At 67.0% G+C, this 11,861-nt stretch carries 12 protein-coding genes and 1 riboswitch; of the genes, 4 read left to right on the top strand and 8 right to left on the bottom strand.

Features of this window, described 5'->3' with window-relative positions:
- Positions 1-22 precede the first annotated feature (22 nt).
- From trhA to CR156_RS13895, 3 genes are all read right to left on the bottom strand, one after another.
- A complete protein-coding gene (trhA, locus tag CR156_RS13905) occupies positions 23-661 on the bottom strand; it encodes a PAQR family membrane homeostasis protein TrhA (RefSeq protein WP_100553258.1) in 639 nt (212 codons plus the stop codon).
- A 96-nt stretch (positions 662-757) separates the two neighbouring features.
- Positions 758-2,362, bottom strand: a complete 1,605-nt coding sequence (locus tag CR156_RS13900) for a peptide chain release factor 3 (RefSeq protein WP_089236493.1) — start codon at positions 2,360-2,362, stop codon at positions 758-760.
- 74 nt (positions 2,363-2,436) lie between these two features.
- Positions 2,437-3,309 (bottom strand): M23 family metallopeptidase, encoded by an 873-nt coding sequence (locus tag CR156_RS13895; RefSeq protein ID WP_100553257.1) that lies wholly within the window; start codon positions 3,307-3,309, stop codon positions 2,437-2,439.
- Positions 3,310-3,447: 138 nt separating this feature from the next.
- Positions 3,448-3,566, top strand: a riboswitch (SAM riboswitch).
- Between the two features lie 76 nt (positions 3,567-3,642).
- Between CR156_RS13895 and metX the strand changes: the two genes are divergently transcribed.
- The 3 genes from metX to CR156_RS13880 are packed head-to-tail and all read left to right on the top strand — an operon-like array spanning position 3,643 to position 6,970.
- On the top strand, positions 3,643-4,674 hold the full coding sequence (metX, locus tag CR156_RS13890; protein WP_100553256.1) for a homoserine O-succinyltransferase MetX: 1,032 nt from the start codon (positions 3,643-3,645) through the stop codon (positions 4,672-4,674).
- Positions 4,671-5,906 (top strand): O-succinylhomoserine (thiol)-lyase, encoded by a 1,236-nt coding sequence (locus CR156_RS13885; RefSeq protein ID WP_100553255.1) that lies wholly within the window; start codon positions 4,671-4,673, stop codon positions 5,904-5,906. The genes metX and CR156_RS13885 overlap by 4 nt, the downstream gene beginning before the upstream one ends.
- Positions 5,903-6,970 (top strand): homoserine dehydrogenase family protein, encoded by a 1,068-nt coding sequence (locus CR156_RS13880; protein ID WP_100553254.1) that lies wholly within the window; start codon positions 5,903-5,905, stop codon positions 6,968-6,970. Before CR156_RS13885 ends, CR156_RS13880 begins: the two co-directional genes overlap by 4 nt.
- A 90-nt stretch (positions 6,971-7,060) precedes the next feature.
- Here the strand turns inward: CR156_RS13880 and CR156_RS13875 are convergent, their stop codons facing one another.
- Together CR156_RS13875 and CR156_RS13870 are read right to left on the bottom strand one after the other, a co-directional pair.
- On the bottom strand, positions 7,061-8,056 hold the full coding sequence (locus CR156_RS13875) for an alpha/beta fold hydrolase (protein ID WP_100553253.1): 996 nt from the start codon (positions 8,054-8,056) through the stop codon (positions 7,061-7,063).
- A gap of 124 nt (positions 8,057-8,180) precedes the next feature.
- Complete coding sequence (locus CR156_RS13870; RefSeq protein WP_100553252.1) at positions 8,181-9,563, bottom strand: L-serine ammonia-lyase; 1,383 nt, start codon at positions 9,561-9,563, stop codon at positions 8,181-8,183.
- Between the two features lie 101 nt (positions 9,564-9,664).
- Here CR156_RS13870 and CR156_RS13865 point away from each other — a divergent pair, with 101 nt between their 5' ends.
- The gene (locus tag CR156_RS13865) at positions 9,665-9,895 is read left to right on the top strand and encodes a glutaredoxin family protein (RefSeq protein ID WP_100553251.1); all 231 of its coding nucleotides are present in this window, start codon (positions 9,665-9,667) and stop codon (positions 9,893-9,895) included.
- Between the two features lie 88 nt (positions 9,896-9,983).
- Here the strand turns inward: CR156_RS13865 and CR156_RS13860 are convergent, their stop codons facing one another.
- The 3 genes from CR156_RS13860 to CR156_RS13850 are packed head-to-tail and all read right to left on the bottom strand — an operon-like array spanning position 9,984 to position 11,773.
- Positions 9,984-10,556, bottom strand: coding sequence for a YceI family protein (locus tag CR156_RS13860; RefSeq protein ID WP_100553250.1), 573 nt, complete (start codon positions 10,554-10,556; stop codon positions 9,984-9,986).
- Positions 10,557-10,559: 3 nt separating this feature from the next.
- A complete protein-coding gene (locus CR156_RS13855) occupies positions 10,560-11,132 on the bottom strand; it encodes a cytochrome b (RefSeq protein ID WP_100553249.1) in 573 nt (190 codons plus the stop codon).
- Positions 11,129-11,773, bottom strand: coding sequence for a YceI family protein (locus CR156_RS13850; protein WP_100553248.1), 645 nt, complete (start codon positions 11,771-11,773; stop codon positions 11,129-11,131). The genes CR156_RS13855 and CR156_RS13850 overlap by 4 nt, the downstream gene beginning before the upstream one ends.
- Positions 11,774-11,861 lie beyond the last annotated feature (88 nt).

Genomic DNA, 11,861 nt, shown 5'->3' with positions numbered 1-11,861 from the left:
TGGCGCTACCGCTGATCGAGGGTCACAGCACCTGTCGGGTCACTGCGACGAAGTGGCAGACGCTGCCGCCGATCACGAACAGGTGCCAGATCGCATGCGAATAGGGGATGGATTCGCGGTGGTAGAAGTAGGTGCCCAGCGTGTAGGACAGGCCGCCGCCGAACAGCCAGGCCAGGGTGCCGCCATCGATCGAGGCCCACATCGGCTTGATCGCCACCACCACCAGCCAGCCCATGGCGATGTAGATCACCGTGGACAACACCTTGAAGCGGCCGGTGTAGAACAGTTTGAACACCACGCCGCCGAGCGCCAGCGCCCAGATCGCGGTGAACATGCCCCAGCCCCAGGGGCCGCGCAGGCCGATCAGGGTGAACGGGGTATAGGTGCCGGCGATCAGCACATAGATCGCGCAATGGTCGAACACCTTCAGGCGGCCCTTGGCCTGCGGGTGCTGGATGGCGTGGTACAGCGTGGAGGCGGTGTACAGCAGCAGCAGGGCGATGCCGAACACGATCGCGCTGGCCAGCTGCCAGCCATCGCCGTAGATCGCGGCCAGGGTGATCAATACCGCGCTGGCGGCCAGGGCAAGCACCGCGCCCAGCCCGTGGGTCAGGGCGCTGGCGATTTCTTCACGGATCGAAACAACGGAAGTCGTGGACATGGCATGGGCATCGTCTGCAGGGAGGGGGACCCGCACCCCCCTATCATCGCCGCGATGGCGGGCGCGTGCACCCCCGCCACCGTATGGTTGCTGCGATCAGTTGCCGGTGACCGTATGCGCGGCTTCCCGGGTTGCCGAGAAACGCACATCCGGCGCGCGTTCCTGCGCCAGCTGCAGGTTGACCCGGGTCGGCGCCAGGTAGACCAGATGGCCGGCGGCGTCGAGGGCCAGGTTCAGCGCATTCTTCTCGCGGAACTCCTCCAGCTTCTTCTCGTTGCTGCAATGGACCCAGCGCGCCGTGGTCACGCTGACCTGCTCGAAGGTGGCTTCCACGCCATATTCGTCCTTCAGGCGGTAGGCAGCCACATCGAACTGCAGTACGCCCACCGCACCCAGGATCAGGTCGTTGCTGGTCAACGGACGGAAGAACTGGGTCGCGCCTTCCTCGGACAATTGTGCCAGGCCCTTCTGCAGCTGCTTGAGCTTGAGCGGATCGCGCAGGCGGGCGCGACGGAACAGTTCCGGGGCGAAGTTGGGGATGCCGGTGAAGGTGATCGCTTCGCCTTCGGTGAAGGTGTCACCGATGGAAATGGTGCCGTGGTTGTGGATGCCGATCACATCGCCCGGCCACGCCTCGGCAGCGATTTCACGGTCGCTGGCCATGAAGGTCAGCGCATTGGCCAGCTTCATGTCCTTGCCGGTGCGCACGTGCAGGGTCTTCATGCCGGCAGTGAACCGGCCCGAGCAGACGCGCATGAAGGCCACCCGGTCACGGTGCTGCGGATCCATGTTGGCCTGGATCTTGAACACGAAGCCGGTCAGCTTCGGCTCCTGCGGGGCGACCTCGCGGCCGGTGGTGGAGCGTGCCTGCGGCGACGGCGCGTGCTCGACGAAGAAGTCCAGCAGCGGCTGCACGCCGAAGTTGTTCACGCCCGAACCGAAGAATACCGGGGTCTGCTTGCCGGCCCGGTAGGCCTGCAGGTCGAACGGGTGGCTGGCGCCCTGCACCAGTTCCAGTTCGTCGCGCAGATCGGCCAGCATGCGCTCGCCGATCTTCTCGGCCAACCCGGGCGAATCGATCGACGGGAAGATGGTCGAATCCTGACGGGTAAAGTTGCGACCCTGTTCGTACAGGTGCACTTCGCCGGTGATCAGGTGGACCACGCCCTTCAGGCGCTGGCCCATGCCGATCGGCCAGGTGACCGGTGCGCACTGGATGCCGAGCACGCTTTCAACTTCATCCAGCAGGTCGATCGGTTCCTTGCCCTCGCGATCGAGCTTGTTGATGAAGGTCATGATCGGGGTGTCGCGCAGGCGGCACACTTCCATCAGCTTGATGGTGCGCTCTTCCACGCCCTTGGCCACGTCGATCACCATCAGCGCCGAGTCCACCGCGGTCAGCACGCGGTAGGTGTCCTCGCCGAAGTCGGCGTGGCCCGGGGTGTCGAGCAGGTTGATGATCTTGCCTTCGTACGGGAACTGCATCACCGAGGAGGTGACGGAGATGCCGCGCTCCTTTTCCAGCGCCATCCAGTCCGAGGTGGCGTGGCGGGCAGCCTTGCGGCCCTTCACCGAGCCGGCCATCTGGATCGCGCCGCCGAACAGCAGCAGCTTTTCGGTCAGCGTGGTCTTGCCGGCGTCAGGGTGGGAAATGATGGCGAACGTGCGGCGACGCGACGCTTCGGTGGCGACTTCGGACATGGCAGTGGCGCCCGCACGGGGCGCTTTTCAAAGAGATAAGCGCCCGATTATACCGGCCTGCCGGCGTCGGCGGGTCAGCGCCCGGCGCTGGCGTCGCCGCTGCCCTCGCGGGCGAAGTGCAATTCGCCCTGCGGGGCGAGGATGCGCACCGGCACCGAGCGCAGGCCCATGCCCCGGTTGAGCTGCACCACGAAGTGCAGGTGCGGTGCGGTGCTGTAGCCACTGTTGCCGGACAGGCCGATCGGCTGGCCAGCCTGCACGGCCTGGCCTGGCCGGACCCGCATGCCGCCGGCCTGCAGGTGGGCGTACATCGCCATGCTGCCGTCGCTGTGCAGGATGCGAACGAAGTTGGCGCGTCCGGCATCGCGTTCACGATCCAGGCCATTGCCGCGGAAACCGTCCTGTACCTGCATCACCGTGCCCTCGCGGGCGGCCAGGACCTGCGTTGCTTCGGGCAGGGCAAAGTCGATGGCGTCGCGGTTCTCCTCGTCATCGTGGCTGAACCGGCCCTGCGGGGCCTGGTCCACACGCAGCTGGACGGCCTCGAACGGCAGGCGATAGGCGACGTCTTCGGCGCGCGCGGCCGGATTGCCCGGCACCGACTGCAGGCGAAGGTCCAGTGCCTTGCCGCTGGAAGGGGAGGCAAGGTGGCCCACCACCAGACTGCCGGTGGCCTGCACCAGCGACTGCAACGGCAGGCCCTCCACCTGCGTGCCGGGGGCCGCGCGCAGCTCGATCTGCACCGGGCCGGACAGCGGATTGTCGATCCGCGCCTGCCACTGGTCGCCGATCGGCTGCAGCCGCAGGCGCGCCATCGACGCCGCTTGCGGCGCAGCCTCGGCTGCAGTCTTCGGCACCATTCCCCAGCCCTGGCGCCAGTCGGCGGCGTTCGCGGAGGCGCTCACCAACAGGGGCAGCAGCAGGCAGGACAGGGGCAAACGGCGCATCGATGGCTCCAGCGACATGGACCGCCGGGACTCTACGCAAGCTGTTGGGAAGGGGGAAGGGCGGCGGGCGCTCCGCTTATTCATCTCTTTATCCGCATGAAGGGATTGACATGCCCGGAAAGGACTGGCATCGTGGCTCCACCATCGAGACCGGCAGAGGGACAGGCCCTTTGAAGCCGGGGCAGCCCGCAGACGCGAAAGCGCCTGCGTAGGTGCCAAATCCTGCGGGGACCGTGGCGTCCACCGAAAGATGGTTCGAACCTGCACACCACGTGCATTTCGAACGCGAGCCCCGCGAAGGCTCGATGGCCGATTTCCCTACCGGAACCCGCCATGAGCTTCGCCACCAGCACCGTGCTTCGCCCCGAACCCTTTGTCCCCGTCAGCGTGCCGGTCGATGACCGCGTGCACGCCGAGCGCGGCGAGTTCGCCGCTGTGCTGTCGATGCGTCATGCCGGCCCTTGCCCGGTGCGCCTGCGCTACGAGTGGGTCGGTCCGGTCAACGCACCGGTGGTGGTGCTGGCCGGCGGCATCTCCGCGCACCGCCATGTGGCCTCCAATGCGCAGTTCCCCGAGAAGGGCTGGGCCGAAGGCCTGGTCGGCAGTGGTCGCGCACTGGATCCGCAGCAGCTGCGCGTGCTCGCGTTCGATTTCATCGGCGCCGACGGTGCGTTGGATGTGCCGATCGATACCGCCGACCAGGCCGATGCGCTGGCATTGCTGCTGGACCACCTCGGCATCCGCGCGCTGAAGGCGTTCGTCGGCTATTCGTATGGTGCACTGGTCGGCCAGCAGTTCGCGATCCGCCACCGTGCACGGGTCCGCCAGCTGGTGCTGGTCAGCGGCGCACATCGCCCGCATCCGTATGCCGCTGCCTGGCGTGCGCTGCAGCGCCGTGCTGTGGCGCTGGGCCAGCTGCAGTGTGGCGAAGACCACGGCCTGGCGCTGGCTCGTCAGTTCGCGATGCTCAGCTATCGCACGCCGGAAGAATTCGGCGAGCGCTTCGACGCAGCACCGGAAGTGGTCAATGGCCGCGTCCGGGTCGCCGCCGAAGATTACCTCGACGCCGCTGGCGCGCAGTACGTGGCGCGCACGCCGGTCAATGCCTACCTGCGTCTGTCCGAGTCGATCGACCTGCACCGCGTGGACCCGAGCGCGATCCTGCCGCCGACCGTGGTGGTTGCCGTTGAAGGCGACCGCCTGGTACCGCTTGCCGACCTGGTCGGCCTGGTCGAGGGACTGGGCCCGCGTGGCAGCCTGCGCGTGCTGCGCTCGCCCTACGGCCACGACGCCTTCCTGAAAGAAACCGATCGCATCGACGCGATCCTCGCCACCGCCTTCCGCACTTCTGGAGAGTCCGCATGAGCCTGCACGCCGCTGAACCGTCCTGTTGTCGCACCACCGCCGCCGTCCGCGCCGGCATCGATCGGGACACCGCCCATGGCGCGGTCACGCCGCCGATCGTGCTGTCGTCGAACTTCAGCTTTGAAGGCTTCGGCAACAAGCGCCAGTACGACTACACCCGCAGTGGCAATCCCACGCGCGACCTGCTGGGCGAAGCGCTGGCCGAACTGGAAGGCGGCGCCGGCGGCGTGGTGACTGCCACCGGCATGGGTGCGATCAACCTGGTGCTGAACGCACTGCTGCAGCCCGGCGACACCCTGGTGGTGCCGCATGACGCGTACGGCGGCAGTTGGCGTCTGTTCAACGCGCTGGCGAAGAAGGGCCATTTCGAACTGGTTACCGCCGACCTGACCGACCCGCGCGCGCTGGCCCAGGCGCTGGCCACGCAGCCGAAGCTGGTGCTGGTGGAAACGCCGTCCAACCCGCTGCTGCGCATCACCGACCTGCGCTTCGTGATCGATGCCGCGCACAAAGCCGGTGCGCTGGTGGTGGTCGACAACACATTCCTGTCGCCGGCATTGCAGCAGCCCCTGTCGTTCGGTGCGGACGTGGTGCTGCACTCCACCACCAAGTACATCAACGGCCACAGCGACGTGGTCGGTGGTGCGGTGATTGCCCGCGATCCCGCCGTGCACGAACAGCTGGTGTGGTGGGGCAATGCACTGGGCCTTACCGGTTCACCGTTCGATGCGTTCCTGACCCTGCGCGGCCTGCGTACGCTGGACGCGCGCCTGCGCGCGCACCAGGAAAACACCGCCGCGATCGTGGCACTGCTCGATGCGCATCCGGCGGTGGCCAAGGTCTACTACCCGGGCCTGGCCGATCATCCGGGCCACGCCGTTGCCGCCCGCCAGCAGAGTGGTTTCGGCGCGATGCTGTCCTTCGAACTGGCCAGCTGTGCCGGCGATGATCCGCATGCTGCTGTGCGTGCGTTTGTCGATGGCCTGCGTTACTTCACGCTGGCCGAGTCGCTTGGGGGCGTGGAGAGCCTGATCGCGCACCCGGCAACCATGACCCACGCGGCGATGACGGCCGAAGCGCGCACTGCTGCGGGCATCAGCGAAGGCCTGCTGCGGTTGTCGGTCGGCATCGAAGGCGAGCGTGACCTGCTGGCGGATCTGGGCGCTGCACTGGCGCGCGCCGGGGCGGTGATAGATGCGGTGGCGCGTGGCAAACAGGTGGCAGACGCATGAGCGCTTTGCCTGTCGAAATTCCGCTGCTGGGTACCGGCCGCTTGGCGCTGCTCGGAACCGGCACCGTCGGTTCGGCCTTCGTACAGCGCTACCAGGCGCTGCAGGCACGTGGGCTGGAGTTGCCCAGCGTGCAGTGGCTGGCCAATTCGCGCACGGCGCTGGCGATCGACCGTGATCTGGCGTTGCCGCTGGAACTGGCACGCCGTGCGCCGCGCGATGGGCAGAGTTCGCCACCGTGGGCCAGCGCCGAAGGGCTGGAGCGTGGTGACGTAGTGGTCGATGCCACCGCCAGCGAAGACGTAGCGGCGCGCCATGTGCAGTGGTTGGCGCGCGGCGTGCACGTGGTGACCGCCAACAAGCTCGGCCGTGGCGCGCAGCTGTCGCGTGCGCAGGCCATCGCCGACCGTTGCGCCGACAGCGGTGCGCGCTACGGCGACAGTGCCACCGTCGGCGCCGGCCTGCCGTTGCTCAGCAGCCTGCGTGCGCTGGTTGCCGGTGGCGACCACATCCATGCCATCGAAGGCGTACTTTCCGGCTCGCTGGCGTGGCTGTTCAATCGGTATGACGGCCAGTCACCGTTCTCGGCAGCGGTGCGTGAAGCGCTGGCGGCCGGCTACACCGAGCCGGACCCGCGACTGGACCTGTCCGGCGAGGATGTGCGCCGCAAGTTGTTGATCCTCGCGCGCAGCAGCGGCTTGGCGCTGGACGCTTCGCAGGTGCAGGTCGATTCACTGGTGCCGGATACGCTCGCGGCGTTGCCGCTGGATGATGCAGTGAATGCGCTGGAGCAGCTGGATGCACCGCTGCAGGCGCGTTGGCAGCAGGCGCGCGCGAACGGTCGGGTGCTGCGTTTTGTCGGACGTGTGGATGGTGAGGGTGCGCAGGTAGGCCTGCGTGAGCTGGCGGCCGACCATCCGCTGGCACAGGGCGCGGGCACCGACAACCGCGTGGCCATCCACAGCGATCGCTACCGCGCGCAGCCGCTGTTGATCCAGGGGCCGGGCGCGGGTGCGGAAGTCACCGCAGCGGCGCTGCTGGATGACGTGCTGCGGATCGTGGGTTGACCCCAGCCGCCGCTGCGCTCGCCGGGCATGGCCCGGCGCTACCGATACCGATCCTGGTAGCGCCGGGCCATGCCCGGCGGTCATGGAACGTCAACGCGCCTTCAGCGACTTCAGCAACGCCGCATTGAACTGCTTCGGGTCCTGCACCTGCGGCGAATGGCCCAGTGCCGCGAACTCGACCAGGGTCGAGCCGGGTATCGCCGCCGCTGCCGCCTTGCCCAGTGCCGGGTAGTTGCCCAGCGTCGCCTTCAGTTCGGGTGATGCCTGGTCACGGCCGATCGCCGTGCGGTCCTTCTGGCCGATGAACAAGGTGGTCGGCACCTGCAGGTTCTTCAGTTCATGGACGACGGGTTGGTTGAACACCATGTCCGAGGTCAACGCCTGGCTCCAGGCGACCTGCTGCTTGCCCGGGCCTTCGTACATGCCTGACTGCATGCGCGCCCACGGTTCGTACGCCGGCTTCCACTTGCCGTCGTAGTACACGTCCAGCTGGTAGCGGCGGATGCTGTCATAGCTGATGTTCATTTCGCCGGCATACCACGCGTCCACGCTGCGCCAGGGCACGCCCAGCGCCTTCCAGTCCTCCAGCCCGATCGGATTGACCAGCGACAGACTGCGCAGTTCCTGCGGATACATCAGCGCATAGCGGATGGCCAGCATGCCGCCCATCGAATGACCGACCACATGCACCGGCACGTCATCCAACTGCAGCTGCTGCAACAACGCATGGGTGTTGTCGGCCAGCTGCCCGAATGAATACTGGTAGCGCTCGGGCTTGCTCGATTTGCAGAAACCCACCTGGTCCGGTGCGATCACCCGGTAGCCTGCAGCCACCAGTGGCTTGATCGTCTCCTTCCAGGTCGCTGCACAGAAGTTCTTGCCATGCAGCAGCACCACCACGCCGATCGGCTTCTTCTTCGGCGCGACATCCAGATAGGCCATCTCCAGCGGCTGGCGCTGCGATTCCAACGCAAAGGTCTTCACCGGATAGCCGTAATCGAACCCCTCCAGCCGCGGCCCGTAGGCCGGCGCAGCGAGAGCGGACAACGGAACGCAGGCAAGCAGGGCAGCAGCGATCACACGCATGGGACATTCCGGAGCAGGGGATGCCCGAGCCTAACCGGAAAGCGGGGACGGTGTTGTCCGCTGTAGAGCCGAGGCCATGCTCGGCTGCACAGTAGAGCCAGGCCATGCCTGGCTGCGCCAACCATCAGCACTCGATGACGTTCACCGCCAGCCCGCCGCGGCTGGTTTCCTTGTATTTGTCCTGCATGTCGCGGCCGGTGTCGCGCATGGTCTTGATGACTTTGTCCAGCGACACCTTGTGCTTGCCGTCGCCGCGCATGGCCATGCGCGAGGCGTTGATCGCCTTCACCGCACCCATCGCGTTGCGCTCGATGCACGGAATCTGCACCAGGCCACCGATCGGATCGCAGGTCAGGCCCAGGTTGTGCTCCATGCCGATTTCCGCCGCGTTCTCGATCTGGCTCGGGTTGCCACCCAGCGCCGCGACCAGGCCACCGGCGGCCATCGAACAGGCCACGCCGACCTCGCCCTGGCAGCCCACTTCGGCGCCGGAGATCGAGGCGTTTTCCTTGTACAGGATGCCGATCGCCGCCGAGGTCAGCAGGAAGTCGAACACCCGCTGCTCGTTCGCGCCGGGGCAGAAGCGGTCGAAGTAGTGCAGCACCGCCGGCAGTACGCCCGCCGCGCCGTTGGTGGGTGCGGTGACCACGCGGCCACCGGCGGCGTTCTCTTCATTCACGGCCAGTGCGTACAGGTTGACCCAGTCCAGCGTGGTCAGCGGATCACGCATCGCCGCTTCCGGCTTCGATGACAGTTCGCGGTACAGCGCCGGTGCGCGGCGGCCCACTTTCAGGCCACCGGGCAGCACGCCTTCCTCACGGATGCCGCGCGCCACGCAGGCCTGCATCGCGCTCCAGATCTCGCGCAGGTTGTCGCGGATCTCGTCTTCCGTGCGCCAGCACTTCTCGTTCTCGAACATCAACTGGGCGATGCTCAGGCCACTGCGTGCGGTCTGCGCCAGCAGCTCGTCGCCGCTCTTGAACGGGTAGGGCAACGGCGTTTCATCAGGCACGATGCGGTCATCGGCCGCGTCGTCCTGGTTGACCACGAAGCCGCCGCCGACCGAGTAGTAATCGCGGGTGGCCAGCACTTCGTCATCGGCGTTGTACGCGGTGAAGCGCATGCCGTTGGTGTGGTAGGGCAGCTTCTGCCGCTTGTTCAGGCCGAGGTCGCGCTTTTCGTCGAAGGCGATCTCGTGCTGGCCCATCAGCATGATCCGCTTGCTGCTGCGGATTCGCTCCAGCGTGGACGGGATGATGTCCGGGTCGATCAGGTTCGGACGCTGCCCTTCCAGGCCCAGCAGGATCGCCTTGTCGGTGCCGTGGCCGCGACCGGTCAGCGCCAGCGAGCCGTACACATCGGCACGGATGCGTGCGACCTCCTCCAGCTTGCCCGGGTCGAGCAGCCAGCGATGGATGAAACGCTCGGCGGCCCTCATCGGCCCGACGGTGTGCGAGGAGCTCGGGCCAATGCCGATCTTGAAAACGTCGAACGTGCTGACAGCCATGGTTGCCGTACTGCGGGTACCGGGAGAGACCGCTATTCTAGCGGTTCACGCCGCGCTTCCATGGCTGCGGCGCAGCATTTCCGCCAAGGGAGCAAACCCCGGTGTTGACCCTGTTCCAGCGTGACGACTGCCATCTGTGTGACATGGCCCTGGCCGAACTGGCCAAGGCGCGGGCGCCCGAGTTCGAATCGGTGTTCCTCGATGACCAGCCGGCGCTGGAGGCGCGCTATGGGGCGCGCGTGCCGGTGCTGCGTGATGAGACCGGCGGGCGGGAGCTGGACTGGCCGTTCGATGCGGCTGCGGTGCAGGCCTGGTTGGCTGCGGGCAGGTAGCGCCGGGCCATGCCCGGCGAGCGCGTAGCGCGGCCATCGGGGGAAGCCGCCGGGCATGGCCCGGCGCTACCGCGGACGCCAGGGCGTCTTATTTCGCGTCGAACTTCACGATCGTGCTGATCGCCGTTTCGTCGGGGATGGTCTTGGTATCGGCCCAGTCGCCGCCGCCGACACCGAAGTCCAGGCGCTTGACCGTCGCCTTGCCGGTCAGCACCGGCTGTGCGCCGGGCTTCCAGGTGAAGGTGAAGGTGACCGGCTTGCTGACGCCGCGCAGTTCCAGCGTGCCATCGGCGGCGAACTGGTCGTTGCCGAGCGCGCGGAAACCCTTGGCGGTGTAGCGTGCGGTAGCGAACTTGCCGACGCTGAAGAAGTCCGCGCCCTGCAGGGTGGAGTCGCGGTCGCTGTTGCCGCTCTTGGCGCCGGCCAGCGGAATCACCACGTCCAGCGAACCCGCAGCCGGATTGGCCGGGTCGAAGCTGAGCTTGGTGGCGAAGCCCGGGAAGCTGCCGGTGAACACTTCACCGTCGTACTTGGTGGCAAAGGCCAGGAACGAACCGGCACCTGGCGCCTGGGCGTAATCGGCGGCGAGCACCGGTGCGGTGGCCAGCATGCCGGCGAGGGCGGCGGCCACGGCGGCCGGGGTGGTCAGTTTCAGGTTCATCGGTCAGTCCTTCTGGGGAGAGGCGAGCCAGCCACGCGGCAACATCCGGGACAGGGTGGCATCGCGCTGGAACAGGTGGTGGTAGAAGGCAGCACCGGCATGGGCCAGTACCACCGCGATCAACAGCCAGAAGCCGTATTCGTGCAGGGCATGGGAAACCGCCACGACCTGCGGGTCCGGTCCGCTCAGCTTGGGTACTTCGACCAGACCGAACCAGCGGAACGGGCGCAGGCCGCTGGCCGAGTCGTATATCCAGCCCGACAACGGGATGGCGAACATCAGCACATACAGCAGCACATGGGTGGCGCTGGCGATGCGCTCCTGCCAGCTCGGCACGCCCGGTACCGGCTTGGGGGCACCGGCATACAGGCGCCAGCCCAGGCGCAGCACCACCAGTGCCAGCACGGTGATGCCGATCGACTTGTGCGCGGTATAGACCCAGAAGTACTTGGGCGTCTTCGGCAGCTCGCCCATGGTCAGGCCGACGATGCCCAGGGCGAGAATCAGCAATGCGATCAGCCAGTGCAGGGTCTGGCTGACACTCCCCCAGGCGGCGGGGGTGTTCTTGGCGGTCATGAAGGGTCCTTGGTGGCCGTCTGGCTGTCGGAGTGGGGTTGGGGCGCAGGAGTTCCCGGAGAATCGCTGCGGTCGAGCGTGGCTTCAGCCTCGATCCGCACCTGCACCGCATCGCCGATCACGCCCGGCCAGGCGGTGATGCCGAAGGCGCGGCGGCTCAGTGTCGTGGTGGCGGAGAACCCTGCAGTACGCCGGAACGGCGGCAGCGGATAGCGTTTGACCTGGTTCAAGGTCACCTCGAGCGTGACTTCCTGGCTGACGCCGCGCAGGGTCAGTGTCCCGGTCACGTGGGCACGTTTCGCGTCGATCGGTTCAACATGGTGGGAAACGAAGCGGGCGGTGGGAAAGCGTTCGCCGTCGAGCAGGCTGCGCGCCAGCGTGGCCTGGTTCCACTTGGCATCGCCAAGGTCCAGTCGTGCTACCGGAATCTCGACGTCCAGTGTCGCATCGCGCCAGTTGTCGCTATCGAACTGCAGCTGGCCCTGGCTTCCGGAGATCGTACCCAGCGCCTGCGAGTAGCCGGCATGGTCGATGGCGAACAGCACCCGGGTGTGTACCGGATCGATGCGGTAGGCATCGTTGCCTGCCCAGGCGGGGGCGACGGCAAGCAGCATCGGCAGCAGGGCCAGGCAGTGGCGCATCGGCGGTGGACTCCGGGAAAAAGACTGTTCGATCATACCCATAGCCCCTGCGCAACGCTGTGTCCACGGCTGCAACAGTTCGTGGTGC

This window comes from Stenotrophomonas lactitubi (assembly GCF_002803515.1).
GTDB classification, from domain to species: Bacteria; Pseudomonadota; Gammaproteobacteria; order Xanthomonadales; family Xanthomonadaceae; genus Stenotrophomonas; species Stenotrophomonas lactitubi.
This window is presented reverse-complemented; position numbering and strand designations above follow the sequence as displayed.